Origin of the sequence: Chryseobacterium formosense (assembly GCF_900116415.1) — a bacterium.
GTDB lineage: Bacteria > Bacteroidota > Bacteroidia > Flavobacteriales > Weeksellaceae > Chryseobacterium > Chryseobacterium formosense.
The window spans coordinates 14920-31170 of the sequence record NZ_FPAP01000006.1 but is presented as its reverse complement, the minus strand read 5'-3'; the positions used below and the strand labels follow the sequence as shown (position 1 = coordinate 31170).

The following is a 16251-nucleotide window of genomic DNA, read 5'->3' as shown; positions in this document are numbered from 1 at the left end:
TTTTTATGCTTTATTAAGTTCAAGCAAAGGATCAATGTATTCTCTGTCGTTGCTCAGTCGAGGGACTTTGTTTTGTCCGCCCAATTTACCTTTAGATTCGAGCCAGCAATAGAAAAGATTAGGCTTTGCAATATGCACGACCGGTTTTTTCAGGGTTATATTATTGTATCTCTTGGCTTCGTAGTCAGAATTAATGGTTTTCAAGTGACGATCAAAGATATCGGTAAAATACTCTAAATTCTCCGGCTCCTCACTGAACTCAAAAATCCATTCGTGTGCACCACTCTCGTTTTCTTTCATGAAAATTGGTGCGCCCGTAAAATCTTTCACTGAAGAATTGGTTTCCTGACAAGCTTTTGCCAATGCCGATTCTACATTTGTAATCATCAGTTCTTCGCCAAAAGCATTGATATAGTGTTTCGTACGACCCGTAATTTTAATTCTGAAAGGGTCAATTGAAGTGAAAACAACTGTATCACCGATCAAATATCGCCAAAGACCACCGTTGGTCGTAATGACCATTGCATAGTTCTTTCCAACTTCAACGTTTTCTAAACTTACAACTTTGGGATTTGAATGATGAAACTGATCCATTGGAATAAATTCATAAAAAATTCCGTAATCAAGCATCAGAAGCATTTCATCACTATTAGAACGATCCTGAATCCCGAAAAAGCCTTCCGAAGCGTTATAAATTTCGTAATAATTGATGTCTTTTCCTATAATAGGCTTGTATTGTTCTCTGTAAGGTTTAAAGCTGATTCCACCGTGGAAGAACACTTCCAAGTTTGGCCAAAGCTCTGAAACACTTTTTACATCGGTCTCTTTTAAAACCCTTTGCAAAAGAACCATCATCCAGCTCGGAACTCCTAAAATACTTCCGACATCTTCATTTTTCACCTCAGAAACGATGGCTTTCAGCTTACTTTCCCATTCTCCCATCAAAGAAACTTTTTTACTCGGGGTAGTGGTAATTTCAACCCAAAAAGGAAGGTTATCAATTAAAATAGCCGAGAGATCTCCAAATTTTGTGTTGAAGTCCGCATAAAGCTCGGAACTGCCTCCGAGACGTAAATTTTTATTGGTAAAAAGCTGATTTTCGGGGTGATTATTTGCATAAATAGACACCATATCTTTACCTGCCTTCATGTGGCAGTATTCCAGACTTTCTGCCGAAATAGGTATGAACTTGCTTTTGGCATTGGTCGTTCCGGAAGATTTGGCAAAATGCTTAATATAACCGGGCCAGCTTACATCTTTGTGCCCCTGTCTTGCTCTTTCAACATAAGGTTCAAAGTCTTCATACGTTACAATCGGAACTTTATTTTTAAAATCCTGATAACTCGAGATCGAATTAAACCCATACTTCTTACCATATTCTGTATCTTCAGCATGAAATAACTGCGAAAAGAGAATCCCATTTTGAGTTTCTACAGGATGGGACATAAAATTCTGAATCTGGTCTATCCTCTGTTTGATAAACCAATTGACCACGGTATTGAAAAGTGCCTTAGTTGCCATTAAGACAAATATAATAATATTTGAATTTTCAGCGAATGATTTAAAACAAAAAACCATCACAAAATTTGTAATGGTTTTAATATCAATTTTTTAATACTTTAATTAGCAGTATTCGTCGTAAGCAGCCTGTAAATTTGCTGCAATTGCACCTGCAGGATTTCCTTCAATGTGGTGTCTTTCAAGCATGTGAACCAATTCTCCATCTTTGAAAAGAGCTACACAAGGTGAGCTCGGAGGAAATGGAGCCAAATGTTGTCTTGCTGTTTCAACAGCTTCTTTATCATAACCAGCAAAAACCGTTGTTAAGTGATCCGGTTTTTTATCTCCTGTTAAAGAATAAACAACCCCCGGTCTTGCCGCTCCTGCTGCACAACCACATACAGAATTGATTACTAAAAGTGTAGTTCCCGATTGCTTCAAAGCATCTTCTACCTGAGCAGGAGTTGCCAAATCTTCGAAACCTTTATCTGTAAGTTCAGCCTTCATAGGCATTACTAAATCTGTTGGATACATTTCTTATTTTTTTTAAGTGTTTACAAATTTACGATATTTCTCAGTGAATTTACAATTTATAAAAACTATCAAACGATTTGGTAAACCAAATGAATCAAAATGACAATATAAGAATATTGTAAATTTTTTATCAAATATTTAAATTTAATTCACCGATATTAATTTTTTTTTATTAATTTTGAAATGATTCTAAAAACGTTTACCATGAAAAAACTTTATTAGTTTGATTTTTCATCATTAGAAAACGATCTAGTGGCAATGTAATTCCCTCACTTTTATCGCTGTTTATTTTTTTCACGAGTTTTTAGAATTTTAAAGGCATGCTGATAAAGGTTTACAAATAAATGAAGCCCGAAGATTATTCGGGCTTTATTATTAAAAAAGAAAATAATCTTAAAACCTTTTATAATGAAAAAACTCTACACCCTTATCTTATCTGCCTTTGTTTGCGGAATAGGTTTATCTCAGAATTGCACAACGCCTCAGCTTACAGTTCCACCGGTTTCAACCTGCGGTCAAACTTCTGCAACTATTACCGCAAATACAACCGCAACAGAAGTAAAATGGTATAACTCAGCCACTTCAACTACACCTGTATGGTTAGGAAACACCTATACCACTCCTACGATTACCGGTACAACTTCATACTGGGCAGAAGCCTATAATTATGAACTTGGCGCACCAGTAACGGGAGGCAAAACCACTCCTGCTACAAGCTCTACTGCTGTGGTTGCCGGAACTGCACCATGGGGTTTGGCTTTTACCGTAAATAGTAGTTTTATAATTGAATCGGTAGATGTGTTTGCTTCTGCAGGAGGAACTTTAGCCTTAGAACTTTTGGATGCCAATTATGTGAAAATTGCTCAAAAAAGTGTAACCATACCTGCAGGAGGCACAACAAGTACTCCATTACAATTTACTGTTCCCGTAGGTTTTTCTGTTACAGGAGGAAACTCATACAAATTGGTTGCAAGATCTTCACCTTCAATGAGAAGAGATTCCGGGACTAACCCGTTCCCTTATAGTTTGGGAACTTTGGGTACCATTACCGGAGGTACAATAAATAGCGCCAATACAAACAGTGGAGTCTATTATTTCTTTTACAACTGGAAAGTATTACCAATCTTAGGAACTTGTGCAAGCGGAAAAGTAGAAACTGTAGTTACTATAGGTGCTGCAACAACTCCTCCTACTGCAGTTGCTGCACAGACTGTTTCTGCCGGAGCAACATTAGCGGATCTTACCGTAACAGGACAAAATCTAACATGGTATTCTTCCGCTGCAATGACTACACAGCTCCCCTCTACTACTGCTGTAACAAATGGAACTACATATTATGTTACCCAAACGATCAACGGTTGCCAAAGTGCTGCAACAGCTATTACAGTAACAACAAATTTGAGCACATCGGATCTTACGTTTAAAGAAAGTGTCAAAATATATCCGAATCCTGTTTCTGATGTCTTAATGATCGAATCAAAAGAGAAAATAGGCAAGATCAGCATTTTTGACATTTCCGGGAAATTAATCAATGTCATCAATTCAGATGAAAGCACATCTCAAAAAATCAATGTAAGTAAGTATAATACCGGTAAATATATTTTAACCATTGAGAATAAGTCGGGAACTTTTACTCATCATTTCATTAGAAGATAACCATTAACATTCATATTACAAATGAAGCCCGAAACATAAAGTTTCGGGCTTCTTTAATCAAATCGATATGCAAAGGTTGAATATCCGTAGTGTGTTGCGAGATGCGCGGTACGAGATAATGTTTGTGAGATTTAACTCGAAACTTTAAACCCGAAACCCGAAACTCTATGAAAGCAGCTTCTTTGCCATCTCGGAAATACTTTTTCCGTCAGATTTTCCGGCCAAGTTTTTTGATGCCACTCCCATTACCTTTCCTAAATCTTTCATAGATTCAGCGCCGGTTTCAGCGATAATTTGTTTCATTTCCGCTTCAAGCTCTTCTGCAGATAGCTGTTTTGGTAAGAACTGCTCGATTATTTTCATCTGAGCTTCTTCTACCTCCGCCAAGTCATTTCTTCCCTGTGCAGCAAACTGATCGTAAGAATCTTTACGCTGTTTTACCATTCTCTGAAGAATAGCAATTTCCTGCTCAGGAGAAACTTCAGCTCCCAATGATTCTGTTTTCAGTAATTGTATCTGAGATTTTACAGCACGAAGAGAATCTAAAGCCACTTTGTCTTTGGCTCTCATTGCTGTTTTTATTGCTTCGTTTATGGTTAATTCTAAGCTCATAATTTTGCTTTTGGCTATTAGCAGTTGGCTATTAGCTTTTGATTCGGCTTTGATAAAGCCAATTGCTAAAAGCCAATTGCCAATTGCAATTTAATCTACATCTTTATTTAAAAATCTGTTTTCTCTGATCTGCATATTTCCGTTGTTATCAGACAGGTAACTGTTGATATTCTGGTCTGATGCATTGCTTCCGTCGATTGAAATATTTTTTCTCTTAAAAGCAGGAACAGATTCAAACTCGTTCACATTATCGAAATTCTGATAACGGGAATTGAATTCTTTCAGTTTGTTTCTTCTTTCCATTACTCTTTCCTGATCAGCAGGTTTTGTAACAAATGTGAATTCACTTTCTGCTTGTTTTGGAGTTTCAACTTCTGTTCTGTTTTCATAAGTTGGCTCTTCCGATTTTATTTCTTCTTTAGCCTGATAAAAATTCTCAATCTTCGGCGCAGCTTCTTCAGTAACCTGACTTACAGTTTGTGTAGAAGTTTCAAATTCGTTTTTTGGCTGAGAGAAATCTACTTTTGGCTCATTGATTGGCTCATTTACCGTAAAGCTGAATTCAACCGGTTTTTCTTCTGCAAAATTTGAAGTGAAAGAATCGTTTTTAGGCTCTTCTTTTTTATTTTCAAAATCAAATGAGAACGATTGAATCTCTAAATCATTAGTGTCATTATCATCATCAAATGAGAATAAACTATAGGCTTCATCCTGAGCTTCTTCTTCATTTCTCCAGCTCTGAATCGGGCTTTCCAACGTATCTTGCTCTCTATCAGAGAATTTTATTTCAGTTTTTACCTCCTCATCCTCGATAGTCATTTTTTTTTCAACAGATGACATCTTGAAGCTTGAAGCATCCTGATCTTCATCATCCAATCTGAAAAGGTTTTTACCTCCGAAATCGTATCCTTGTTCAGGAATTTCTCTTTCTTCTTTTGTTTTAAAAGGTGAAGTTTTTGGCGTATCTAAAGCATCATTCAAACCAATTCTGATTTTCTCAGTAGGTCCTGCAAATTTTTTGTTGTCATTAGAAAAACCGGTAGCAATAACCAATACACTCACTGCATCACCCAATTCTTCATCAGCACCAACTCCGAAAATGATATCAGCTGTATGACCTGCTTCTTTCTGGATATAATCCATGATGATACCGATTTCGTCCATGGTAGCTTCTTCCGCACCACTTCTGATTAATAACAGTACATTTCTTGCGCCTGTAATTTTGTTATCATTCAATAATGGAGAGTCTAATGCTTTTTTAACTGCTTCTTCCGCCTTATTTTCACCTGAAGCAGTTCCTGTAGACATTAAAGCCGTTCCAGAATTCTGAAGCACAGATTTAGCATCTCTAAAGTCAATGTTTACATCGAAATAACCGGTAATAACTTCTGCCATACCTTTTGCAGCATTGGTTAAAACTTCATCGGCTTTTGAAAATCCCTGTTTGAAACCAAGGTTTCCGAATTGTTGTCTTAATTTATCATTATTAATAACGATTAAAGAATCAACATTATTTCTTAATTTTTCAAGACCGCTTTCAGCCTGTTCCAATCTTCTTTTTCCTTCAAAACTAAAAGGAACGGTTACGATACCGACTGTAAGAATTCCCATATCTTTTGCCACTTTAGCAATCACGGGAGCAGCTCCGGTTCCTGTACCACCACCCATTCCGGCAGTGATAAATACCATTTTGGTATTTTGTCCCATTGCAGCTTTGATGTCTTCAATACTTTCAATAGCAGATTTTTCTCCAACTTCAGGATCTGCTCCCGCTCCAAGACCTTCAGTAATGGTTGTTCCCAACTGTACTTTGTTTGAAACCGGGTTATTATCTAAAGTCTGCGCATCAGTATTACAAATCACGAAATCTACCCCGTGAATTCCTTTCTCGTACATGTGCTTCAGTGCGTTGTTTCCGCCGCCACCAACACCGATTACTTTAATGATCGATGAATTTCCTTTTGGCAAATCAAATGAAAATCCTTGTGTACCTATATTTTCCATATCTATTTTTTTATATAATTGATAACCGACTATGATAGTTGATGAGAAAATCATTCATCGCTTATCATTCATCATCTATATTTTTTTACTCTACTTCTTCAAAGAATTTTTTTACTTTTTCCATCAAAGACTGCCCAAAAGTTAATCTCACCTTTTTGTTTGTTTCAGATTCCGGAGCAATTTCTGTTTCCTGAACCGATTGGTGAGCAACAACAGTTTGAGTTTCATTATTTGTAACTATCTGTTGTTCTTTCTGTTCAACTTTAGTTTCAACCTCAATTTCATTTTCTTCTTCTACCGCAGTTGTTTTTTTGTCTCTGATTTTTAAACTTTCCATCAATAAACCGATAGAAGTAGCAAATTCCGGTCCTTTAAGATACTGATTTTTGTCGTTCGCAATGTATTCATTCGCAAAACCAATTCTGCTATCGAAACCTGTTGTGTAATTTGCCAACTGACGAAGATGTTTCAAGTTTGAACCACCACCTGTCAGAACAATTCCTGCAATCAGTTTTTTCTTTTGTTCAAAAGCTCCGTAAGCCTTTAATTCCGTATTTACCATTTCAAGAATCTCCTCTACTCTCGCATTGATAATCTGCGCTAAAGTTTTCAGAGAAATTTCTTTATCCGGTCTTCCGTGAAGTCCGGGAATGGTCACAAATGTGCTGTCTTTTTCCAATTCAGGAACTGCAGAACCGAACTTAACCTTTAATTGCTCGGCGTGCTTTTCAATAATTGAACAGCCTTCTTTGATGTCTTCCGTAATAATTCCGCCCCCGTATGGAATGACGCAAGTATGACGGATGATATTATCTTTAAAAATAGCAATATCCGTAGTTCCACCACCGATGTCTACGATGGCAACTCCTGCTTCTTTCTCTTCCTTGGTAAGAACGGCTTCTGAAGATGCCAAAGGCTCTAAAGTAAGCGCCTCCATCTCCAATCCGGCTTCTCTTACACATCTTGCGATGTTTCTGATGCTTCCCATTTGCCCGACAACCACATGGAAATTGGCTTCCAGACGTTTTCCGTGCATCCCGACAGGCTCCTGAATTTCTCCTTCAGAATCAACCTTATATTCCTGCGGAAGTACGTGGATGATTTCTTCGCCAGGAAGCATGACCAGTTTTTTCACCTGATCTTTTAACGCTTCAATGTCGTCATCTGTAATAAATTTGTCCGGATGTTCACGCATAATATAATCGGAGTGTTGCAGTGAACGAATGTGCTTTCCTGCAATTCCTACCGTTACTTTATGGATAGGAACTCCTGCGCTCGACTGTGCTTCAGACACAGCAGCTTTGATTGAGTTGATGGTCTGCGAAATATTATTCACAATCCCTTTATGAACTCCAAGACTTTTGGCTTTCCCAACACCGAGAATTTCTATTTTCCCATGTGCATTCCTCCTTCCGACAATGGCAACGATCTTGGTCGTCCCAATGTCCAGACCTACTGAATACTCTTGATTTTCCATTGTTTTATATCGATTTGATTTAATTCTTATTTTATTTGATAGGATTTTATCCTATTCTTCAGTGAGTCGTCCCTTCGGGACTCTTTCTTTATTCTATTTTAACCTTTGCCTTGCTTTTTGGTTTTGCTGCAGGTTTCTTAGTTTCCTTGGGTTTGACGACTGCTTTTGGTTTTGTGTTTTCTTTTGGTTTTAAAGAAGCAGAACTTGCTTTTTTCACTTCAGGTTTAGGATTTACTTCTGTTTTTTTAACAGGAGCCGCTGCAACCGGAGCTTTTACCAAATCTTTATGACTTGCCTTTAAAATACTGTCGTTTTCCTTAAAATACGGATTCAGCGTTGTTACAATCTGATTCTGATATTTTACCGAAATCATTTTGTATTTCTGCGGATCCTGATAGACAAGATATTTTTCAACAAAAGTTTTAAAACCTTTTACTTTAAAATCAATATTGTCTAAATCTCCAATCTCAACTCGGTAATTTCCTTCACTTGTCAGAAGACTGTAATTGTCTTTATATTTTGAAATTCCGATGAAATATTTTTTGCTGAAATCATCTTTGTCGATTTTTTCAACAAGTTCAGCCAACTTTTCATATTCATCCTTTTTGACATCTCCCGTCACCAACATACAGGGATGAGAATACGTTCTGGAAATCGGAAATTCTGTTCCTTTTTCGTCTACATAGAAATCTTTTCCATCCTTATTCAATCGGAAAACCGGAACTCTTTGTTTGATGTCTAAATTTAATTTTCCGTTTAAATTTAAATAAACATTTGCGCTGTCTACAGCCGGAAGCGCATTGATTTTCTTTTCCAGTTCAGGAATATTCAGATCTCCTACTTTTCGGGAAGGATTTTCTTTATTCACAATCTCACGGATGTCTTTTTCATCAATAAAATACACCGGCGTTTTTTCATTCATTTTTACAGAAATTTTATTGTCCGTAATCTTCTGACCGCTGAATTTCTTCAAAGAGAAACTCAACAGGAAACCAAGAATGATTACTGTGATGGCAATTTTTAATATTCTGTATTTATTTTTCATTTTTGTTTTTTCATTTTTTAACGCAATGTTCGCAAGGATTTATAGATCATTATCTATTGTTTTCTGTTCGCAAGGGCGTTTCACTCAGCAAATGATAACTGAAAATATTTTTACAAGTTTTTATTTTATAATTTATTTACTGCTCTTTTTACTCCGTCTTTAAATAAGGTGGAATGAAAATTCAAAATCATCCCCAATTTTATTTCTGTAACTCTTAAATAATTAAGAAGCTGAAAAAAATGATATTTATTAACTTCCGGAACAGCTTTTATTTCTATAATTACTTTATTCTCAATCAATAAATCTACTCTAAATGCCTTTTCAATTATTAAACCTTCATAATTAATGCTAATGTCTTTCTGGCTTTCAACCTTCAAACCACAGTTCTTCAATTCGTAAATTAAGCATTGCTCATAAACATTTTCATAGAGTCCAATTCCAAGTTTACGATGCACTTTCATTCCTGCATCAAAAACCATATTTGAAATTTCATTTTCTGTCATTTGTGTTTTTATTTACAATAATATTTTCAGCTATCATTTGCTGAGTGAAACGCCCTTGCGACCAAAAAATATACATTGTGTTTGTAAATTTTCATTGCGTTCGTTGCGTTAAATTTATTTAGCTAAATTTTTCCAAGCCACTCACAAATAGGATCATACAGCGTATCTATATTTCCTGCTCCTACTGTGAGAAGAATATCAAAGTCTTTTTCTTTTATTTTATTAAAAGCTTCATTCAGTGATGAAACTTCTTTTTTATCTAAAATCACTTTTTCCAAAAGCCAGTCTGAAGTGATTCCTTCAAAATTCTCCTGAAGCTCTCGTGCCGGATAAATATCGAGCAAAATCAATTCTTCAGAATTATTTAAGCTTTCTGCAAATCCATCGGCAAAATCTCTAGTTCTGCTGAACAAATGCGGCTGAAAAACCACCAACAGTTTTTTATCCGGATAAAACGTTTTTATCGAACCAACTACAGCATTGATTTCTGTTGGATGATGCGCATAATCGTCAATATAAATTTTACCGCTCGGATAAATATGCTTTGTGTATCTTCTTTTAATCCCTTTAAAATTGGCAATTGCTTTCTTTAACGTTTCAAAATCAACTCCCAGATTGTGCAAAATTGCAATCGCAACCGTTGCATTTTCTACATTGTGAATTCCCGGAATTTCCCACACAAAATCTTTTATCGTTTCAGTTGGAGTGTGAAAATCAAAATAGATTTTATCATAATCCATACGAAGGTTATCTGAATAATAATCTGCTTCTTCGTTGACTGCATAAGTTTTATGAGCCCTCCCGATTTCGATTCCTTTTCTTACAAAAAGCTGTTTATCTTCAGGAACTAAAGCTGCAAACTGTCTGAAACCTTCTTCAATCGTATTTTTATCTCCATAAATATCCAAATGATCGGCATCGGTAGAAGTGATTACTGCCCAATCCGGAGAAAGGTTTAAAAAACTTCTGTCGTATTCATCAGCTTCAACTACAGAATATTGCGAACCATTATACAGGAAATTTGATTTGAAATTCTCAGAAATTCCACCTAAAAAACATGAGAAAGGAAAATCTGCTTCTTTACACAAGTGCGAAACCAAAGTGGAAGTCGTTGTTTTTCCGTGAGTTCCCGCAACTGCAATGCAGTCTGTATTTTCTGTAATTAATCCTAGAACTTTTGCTCTTTTTAAAACTTCAAACTGATTGTTATTAAAATAATCCAAAATCCCCAGTTTTTTGATGGCTGGAGTATAGATTATTAATGTCTTTTCTTTCTGAAGCGAAGTTATTTTTTCATCAATGACATCTTCAAAAACAATATCAATTCCTTCACTCATCAAAGCCGTCGTCAATTTGGTGTTGGTTTTATCGTAGCCTGAAACTTTCTTGCCCGAAGCATGGAAATAGCGCGCCAAAGCACTCATTCCGATACCTCCGATTCCGACGAAGTAAAAATTTTGATATGTTTCTAAATTGTTCATTTTATTTATTTGAGATTTGAAGTTTGAGATTTGAAATTCAATATCCTCTCAATTATATTTTATCTCTATTTATTATCTTAAACATATTTTTGTCATTCCGAGGAACGAGGAATCTCAATTTAGATTCTTCATTTCGCTATGCTACATTCAGAATGACAACCTGCACTTACTTAATTATTTTAAAAATCTCATCTACAATCCCTTTCGCCGCATTTGGTTTGGCAAAATATTTCAGATTTTCAGACATTTCTTTTCTTACATTTTCATTTTCGCAGATTCCTGATAAAGTTGTCCAGAATTTTTCCTTCATTTCTGAATCTTTTACCATTCTTGCCGCATTCTTTTCAACCAGATTCATCGCATTTTTCGTTTGATGATCTTCTGCCGCAAATGGGAAAGGCACCAAGATAACAGGTTTTTGCGCCACTGATAATTCTGAAATTGCAATGGCTCCCGCTCTTGAAACAATAACATCTGCTGCAGAATATGCTGTTTCCATATCTTTGATGAATTCCTTTAACTGGATTTGAGATTCGAGATTCGAAATTCGAGATTCGCTGCTCAATTCTTTGTAATCCAATTTTCCGGTTTGCCAGATTAATTGATAACCTTTTTCTTTCAGGTTTTCAAGGTTGTCTTTCCAACCGTTGTTTAACGTTCTTGAACCTAAAGATCCACCAACCGATAAAATGATAAGTTGATTTTTATCTAAACCCAATTTCTCTTTAGCGGAAGAAGTTTCCTGCATTCCTGAAACAATATTCTCACGAATCGGATTTCCTAGGAAAAATACTTTCGAATGGGGAAAGAATTTCTCCATATCCGGATAAGCCACAAATACTGCTTTTGCTTTCTTTCCGTTTGCAGTGTTGGTTTTTCCAGGTAAGGAATTCTGCTCCTGAATAAAAGTCGGAATTCCCATCTTTGCAGCCATAAACAAAGCCGGTCCGCTTGCAAAACCACCCGTTCCAACAGCAAAATCTGGTTTAAAGTTTTTTATAATTTTTTTAGCCTTCATCAAACTCGAAATAAGTTTGAATGGTAAGCCTATGTTTTTAAGCAAATTCCCTCTGTCGAAACCTGCAATGTTTAATCCTTCGATTTTGTAGCCAGCTTGCGGAACTTTTTCCATTTCCATTTTGCCATTAGCTCCGATGAACAAAAATTCTGCATCAGGAAATCTTTTCTTGATTTCGTCTGCAATAGCAATAGCCGGGAAGATATGTCCTCCTGTTCCGCCTCCGCTTAATAGTACTTTTATTTTTTTGTCCATCTTATCGATTTTAAGCTGTTGGCTGATTTTCAATTAAATCAATAAATTCTACGCCGACAATAATTTCATTTTTACCATCCTCATCTTTTTCTGATATAGATTTTACCGTGTACATTGCATCATTAAGCTCTATAACGTCATTCATTTCCAATCTGAATGTTTCCAGAAAATTCGTTATATCTTCTGTTTTTTCAATAACCACAGGATTTTCTGAGTTTTTGCTGTCAATAAATGTTATTTTTCTTATTTCCATTTTGTTTGGTCTTTATGCAATGTCGTTTATCTCAACAATACTTTGTTTTTTGCCCATTCCTTCTTCATCGTAGATCTGGATTCTTGAGCTGATGTTTAAAATAATTCCAAGCTGGATGTAGGTCACCAGCATCGATGTTCCTCCATAGCTGATCAGCGGCAACGGTTGTCCTGTCACCGGGATCAGATTCACTGCAACGGCAATATTTACCGCCAATTGTATGAATATCATCACCCCGAGACTGAGAACGAGCAGCGAGCCGAAAAATGCGGGCATTTTACTTGCAATCATGACAATCCGGACAATCATAATCAGATACATACTGATGAGAAATCCTGCACCTATTAATCCGTATTCTTCTACAATTACTGCAAAAATAAAATCGGATGCAGATTGCGGAAGCATTTGTTTTAAAGCTGATTTTCCTGGTCCCATTCCGGTAATTCCTCCGTGAACGATGGCGGCTTTTGCCTGCATGACCTGATAATTTTTCGCTTTTACACTTTCATCATCAACATCAGCCGTTTTTGCTTTGCTTGACGTAAAGGTTTCAATACGGCTCATCCATGTATGCACACGGTTTCCGCCGATTAAATTTGTATTTAAAGCAATGATTAAAAACAAAACAATCGCAACAAATGATGCAGAAATAAATCCTGCAATGTATTTCCAGTGAAGCTGCCCGATAATCAGGACAATTACTGAAACCATTAAAATCATTAAAGCAGTTGAACCGTTATCTTTTGCCACCAACACGAAAACCAGTAAGATTGGACCGAAAATGTACATGACATTTTCTATTGGAAGTCTTTCTCTTGTTATTTTCTTAGTTAAGTATCTGCACAGATAAATAATCAGCATTAAAAAAGCAAAAGACGAAGGCTGAAACGAAATCGGTGTTCCCGGAATTTTCAACCATCTTGAAGCACTCGCTCCGTCAATCGTTTGTCCGGTAAACATCGTGACAATCAGCAGAATAATCATTAAACCCAACATGATACTGCTGAGTTTACCCATATATTCATACTTCACTGTTCCTACAATTCTCATGATCGCCAAACCTAAAACCACAAAAAACATATGCTTCATCACGTGACCGGTAGTGGTTCCGTTGTTTACAATATATTCAAGGTTTGAACTTGCAGAATAAACCGGGAAAATAGAGAAAATGGAGATCACAAGAATGACCATCCAAAGCACTTTATCGCCCTTTAGAAATTCGAATCTGCTTTCTTCTAAATTCTGTTCGTTCATAGTTTCCGCTATTGGCTTTTGGCTAATTGCCATTGGCTTTTAATACCTGTTCTTTAAACTGACGACCTCTGTCTTCATAGCTTTTGAAAAGATCAAAACTTGCACAACAAGGAGACAATAAAACCGTATCTCCGTTTTTGGCTAATGATTTTGAAGTTTTTACGGCTTCTTCCATACTTGAGGTGCTGTAAATCAGTTCTTTTTTATCTTTGAAGAAATCGATGATCTTCTGATTATCAATTCCTAAGCAAACTATTGCTTTTACTTTTCTTTTAACCAAATCTTCTACTTCGGTATAATCATTTCCTTTATCTACGCCTCCAACAATCCAAACCGTTGGGTTTTTCATGCTTTCTAAAGCGTAATATGCTGCATTTACATTCGTTGCTTTACTGTCGTTGATGAATTTTACTCCATCAATTTCAGTTACAAATTCCAGTCTGTGCTCAACTGCCTGAAAAGTCATTAATGAGTTTCTGATACTTTCATTATTGATTTCCAATATTTTACCGGCAATTGAAGCGGCCAGGCTGTTTGCAACATTATGATTTCCCAATAAAGACAATTCGTCAATTTTCATAGAGAATTTATCTTTAAGGTTTACTTCAATATTTTCTCCGTCTACAAACCCTCCCTCAGATAATTTTTCGTGTGTTGAAAAAGGAATCATCTTTGCTTTGATTTCAAGTTTCTCAAGAATGTTTTTACTCATTTCGTCATCTTTATTGTAGATGAAAAAATTGTCATTCTCCTGATTTTCAGTGATTCTGAATTTTGCCAATGCATACTCTTCGTAGTTGTAGTTGTACTGATCTAAATGATCTTTAGACAAATTCAGCAACAAAGAAATGTACGGTCGGAAATTCTGAATATCATCCAACTGGAAAGAACTTACCTCCAAAACATAATATTCATGGTTTTCATCAGCAACCTGCTTTGCAAAACTGTAACCGATGTTTCCGCCTAAACCAACTTTCAATCCGTCATTTTTCAGGATATAATAGATCAGAGACGTTGTCGTTGTTTTCCCATTACTTCCTGTGATGGCGATGATTTTTGCATCGGTAAACTCTGAAGCAAACTCAATTTCAGAAGAAAGTCTGATTCCTTTCTCGTGAATTTTGTTAATCATCTCCGCTTTTTTCGGAATTCCGGGACTTTTTACAATCCAGTCGGCATTGAGAATTCTTTCTTCATCGTGATTTTCCTCTTCAAATTCAATCTCATTTTCCGTCAAAAATTGTTTGTAGTGATCTTTAATGGCTCCTTTGTCTGAAAGAAACACTTCCAAACCTTTCTTTTTAGCCAAATAAGCAGCACCACAACCGCTTTCGCCACCTCCTAAAACAACTATTTTCATAAACTTGCTTTTTGCTTTTTGCTGATCGCTTTCGCTTACAACTATCTGCTAATTCTTATCTCATCTTCAATGTAATGAGACACACAATTGCTAACATAACTCCGATGATAATCATCCTGTTAACGATTTTACTTTCGTGAAATCCTTCTTTCTGATAATGATGATGAAGCGGAGACATTTTAAACAATCTATTATTTTGGGCATATTCCAACCCGAATTTTCTTTTCCTGTATTTAAAGACAACCACCTGAAGCATTACCGAAACATTTTCAATCAAGAAAATTCCGCAAAGCACAGGAATCATCAGTTCTTTTCGTAAAATAATGGCCAAAACAGCAATCACACCACCTAACATTAAACTTCCCGTATCGCCCATAAAAACCTGAGCCGGATAGGTATTATACCAAAAGAATCCAATGACTGCACCGACCATGGCGACCGCAAAAATGGTGGTTTCTCCCATATTTGGCAGGAACATAATGTTCAGATAATCAGCAAAAATGATGTTTCCGGAAACGTAGGCGAAAAATGCAAGAGCCAAGAGAATAATTGTACTTGTTCCTGCTGCTAAACCATCGATTCCGTCGGTAATATTGGCTCCGTTAGAAACCGCTGTCACAATAAAGATTACAATGGGAATGAAAACAATCCACGCCCATTCGTGAGCTTCTGCATCATCCATCCAAAACAACATTCCACTGTAGTCAAACTCATTGTTTTTAGTAAACGGAACTGTAGAAACCGTAATCTTTTCGGTCGGCATAAAGTTTTGTTCAACATTATTTCTGTTGACTACTTTTGCATCAGCATACTTTCTTTTAACTGTAATATCAGGATGGAAATACATTGTCACTCCGACAATTAGCCCTAAACCAACCTGACCTACAATTTTGAATTTTCCGCTAAGTCCGTCTTTATTTTTTTTAATCTTCTTTAAATAATCATCCAGGAAACCAATGGCTCCCATCCAAATCACCGTAACGATAAGAAGAACAATGTAAATATTGGTAATTCTCGTAAATAATACAACCGGAATAATGGTCGCCAAAATAATGATAAGCCCCCCCATTGTAGGAGTTCCTTCTTTTTGTTTTTGTCCGTCTAGTCCTAAATCACGCACCAATTCGCCCATTTGCTTTCCTCTGAGATAATTGATGATTGTTTTACCGTAAACCAAAGCAATCGTTAATGATAGCAAAACCGCCATTCCTGCACGGAACGAAATATACCTCAACATTCCCATTCCCGGAATGTGGATGCCTTGACTCGTTAGATATTCATATAAATAGTATAACATTT

14 protein-coding genes are annotated in these 16251 nt (G+C 36.3%); 1 reads left to right on the top strand and 13 read right to left on the bottom strand.

Features of this window, described 5'->3' with window-relative positions; genetic code table 11:
* Nucleotides 1–3 precede the first annotated feature (3 nt).
* Together BM371_RS18350 and BM371_RS18345 are read right to left on the bottom strand one after the other, a co-directional pair.
* Nucleotides 4–1521: a GH3 auxin-responsive promoter family protein gene (locus BM371_RS18350; RefSeq protein WP_034677546.1), complete on the bottom strand. Its 1518-nt coding sequence runs from the start codon at nt 1519–1521 to the stop codon at nt 4–6.
* A 102-nt stretch (nt 1522–1623) separates the two neighbouring features.
* Nucleotides 1624–2034: a BrxA/BrxB family bacilliredoxin gene (locus BM371_RS18345; protein WP_034677545.1), complete on the bottom strand. Its 411-nt coding sequence runs from the start codon at nt 2032–2034 to the stop codon at nt 1624–1626.
* A gap of 408 nt (nt 2035–2442) precedes the next feature.
* Here BM371_RS18345 and BM371_RS18340 point away from each other — a divergent pair, with 408 nt between their 5' ends.
* Nucleotides 2443–3690, top strand: a complete 1248-nt coding sequence (locus BM371_RS18340; RefSeq protein WP_034677544.1) for a T9SS type A sorting domain-containing protein — start codon at nt 2443–2445, stop codon at nt 3688–3690.
* A 165-nt stretch (nt 3691–3855) separates the two neighbouring features.
* Here BM371_RS18340 and BM371_RS18335 read toward each other — a convergent pair whose 3' ends face one another.
* The 11 genes from BM371_RS18335 to mraY form a co-directional block, all read right to left on the bottom strand.
* A complete protein-coding gene (locus BM371_RS18335) occupies nt 3856–4302 on the bottom strand; it encodes a GatB/YqeY domain-containing protein (protein ID WP_034677543.1) in 447 nt (148 codons plus the stop codon).
* A 90-nt stretch (nt 4303–4392) separates the two neighbouring features.
* Nucleotides 4393–6306 (bottom strand): cell division protein FtsZ, encoded by a 1914-nt coding sequence (gene ftsZ / locus BM371_RS18330; protein ID WP_034677542.1) that lies wholly within the window; start codon nt 6304–6306, stop codon nt 4393–4395.
* Nucleotides 6307–6391: 85 nt separating this feature from the next.
* Complete coding sequence (gene ftsA / locus BM371_RS18325) at nt 6392–7783, bottom strand: cell division protein FtsA (protein WP_034677541.1); 1392 nt, start codon at nt 7781–7783, stop codon at nt 6392–6394.
* Nucleotides 7784–7871: 88 nt separating this feature from the next.
* Nucleotides 7872–8828 carry a cell division protein FtsQ/DivIB gene (locus BM371_RS18320; protein WP_034677540.1) on the bottom strand — a complete coding sequence of 319 codons (957 nt, stop codon included), beginning with the start codon at nt 8826–8828 and terminating at the stop codon, nt 7872–7874.
* Between the two features lie 125 nt (nt 8829–8953).
* Nucleotides 8954–9331, bottom strand: coding sequence for a GxxExxY protein (locus tag BM371_RS18315; RefSeq protein WP_034677539.1), 378 nt, complete (start codon nt 9329–9331; stop codon nt 8954–8956).
* 122 nt (nt 9332–9453) lie between these two features.
* Nucleotides 9454–10812: a UDP-N-acetylmuramate--L-alanine ligase gene (murC, locus tag BM371_RS18310; RefSeq protein ID WP_034677538.1), complete on the bottom strand. Its 1359-nt coding sequence runs from the start codon at nt 10810–10812 to the stop codon at nt 9454–9456.
* A gap of 166 nt (nt 10813–10978) precedes the next feature.
* On the bottom strand, nt 10979–12085 hold the full coding sequence (murG, locus tag BM371_RS18305) for an undecaprenyldiphospho-muramoylpentapeptide beta-N-acetylglucosaminyltransferase (RefSeq protein ID WP_034677537.1): 1107 nt from the start codon (nt 12083–12085) through the stop codon (nt 10979–10981).
* 10 nt (nt 12086–12095) lie between these two features.
* Nucleotides 12096–12338 carry a hypothetical protein gene (locus tag BM371_RS18300; RefSeq protein ID WP_034677536.1) on the bottom strand — a complete coding sequence of 81 codons (243 nt, stop codon included), beginning with the start codon at nt 12336–12338 and terminating at the stop codon, nt 12096–12098.
* Nucleotides 12339–12350: 12 nt separating this feature from the next.
* Nucleotides 12351–13592 carry an FtsW/RodA/SpoVE family cell cycle protein gene (locus BM371_RS18295; protein WP_034678260.1) on the bottom strand — a complete coding sequence of 414 codons (1242 nt, stop codon included), beginning with the start codon at nt 13590–13592 and terminating at the stop codon, nt 12351–12353.
* A 22-nt stretch (nt 13593–13614) separates the two neighbouring features.
* Nucleotides 13615–14952, bottom strand: a complete 1338-nt coding sequence (gene murD, locus BM371_RS18290) for a UDP-N-acetylmuramoyl-L-alanine--D-glutamate ligase (protein WP_034677535.1) — start codon at nt 14950–14952, stop codon at nt 13615–13617.
* Nucleotides 14953–15007: 55 nt separating this feature from the next.
* Nucleotides 15008–16249 (bottom strand): phospho-N-acetylmuramoyl-pentapeptide-transferase, encoded by a 1242-nt coding sequence (mraY, locus tag BM371_RS18285; RefSeq protein WP_034677534.1) that lies wholly within the window; start codon nt 16247–16249, stop codon nt 15008–15010.
* Nucleotides 16250–16251: the final 2 nt, after the last annotated feature.

What these genes read in the sequence shown, in the direction of transcription:
- BM371_RS18350 (WP_034677546.1), bottom strand. Translation starts at nt 1,521, where the DNA reads ATGGCAACTAAGGCACTTTTCAATACCGTGGTCAATTGGTTTATCAAA.
- BM371_RS18345 (WP_034677545.1), bottom strand. Translation starts at nt 2,034, where the DNA reads ATGTATCCAACAGATTTAGTAATGCCTATGAAGGCTGAACTTACAGAT.
- BM371_RS18340 (WP_034677544.1), top strand. Translation starts at nt 2,443, where the DNA reads ATGAAAAAACTCTACACCCTTATCTTATCTGCCTTTGTTTGCGGAATA.
- BM371_RS18335 (WP_034677543.1), bottom strand. Translation starts at nt 4,302, where the DNA reads ATGAGCTTAGAATTAACCATAAACGAAGCAATAAAAACAGCAATGAGA.
- ftsZ (WP_034677542.1), bottom strand. Translation starts at nt 6,306, where the DNA reads ATGGAAAATATAGGTACACAAGGATTTTCATTTGATTTGCCAAAAGGA.
- ftsA (WP_034677541.1), bottom strand. Translation starts at nt 7,783, where the DNA reads ATGGAAAATCAAGAGTATTCAGTAGGTCTGGACATTGGGACGACCAAG.
- BM371_RS18320 (WP_034677540.1), bottom strand. Translation starts at nt 8,828, where the DNA reads ATGAAAAATAAATACAGAATATTAAAAATTGCCATCACAGTAATCATT.
- BM371_RS18315 (WP_034677539.1), bottom strand. Translation starts at nt 9,331, where the DNA reads ATGACAGAAAATGAAATTTCAAATATGGTTTTTGATGCAGGAATGAAA.
- murC (WP_034677538.1), bottom strand. Translation starts at nt 10,812, where the DNA reads ATGAACAATTTAGAAACATATCAAAATTTTTACTTCGTCGGAATCGGA.
- murG (WP_034677537.1), bottom strand. Translation starts at nt 12,085, where the DNA reads ATGGACAAAAAAATAAAAGTACTATTAAGCGGAGGCGGAACAGGAGGA.
- BM371_RS18300 (WP_034677536.1), bottom strand. Translation starts at nt 12,338, where the DNA reads ATGGAAATAAGAAAAATAACATTTATTGACAGCAAAAACTCAGAAAAT.
- BM371_RS18295 (WP_034678260.1), bottom strand. Translation starts at nt 13,592, where the DNA reads ATGAACGAACAGAATTTAGAAGAAAGCAGATTCGAATTTCTAAAGGGC.
- murD (WP_034677535.1), bottom strand. Translation starts at nt 14,952, where the DNA reads ATGAAAATAGTTGTTTTAGGAGGTGGCGAAAGCGGTTGTGGTGCTGCT.
- mraY (WP_034677534.1), bottom strand. Translation starts at nt 16,249, where the DNA reads ATGTTATACTATTTATATGAATATCTAACGAGTCAAGGCATCCACATT.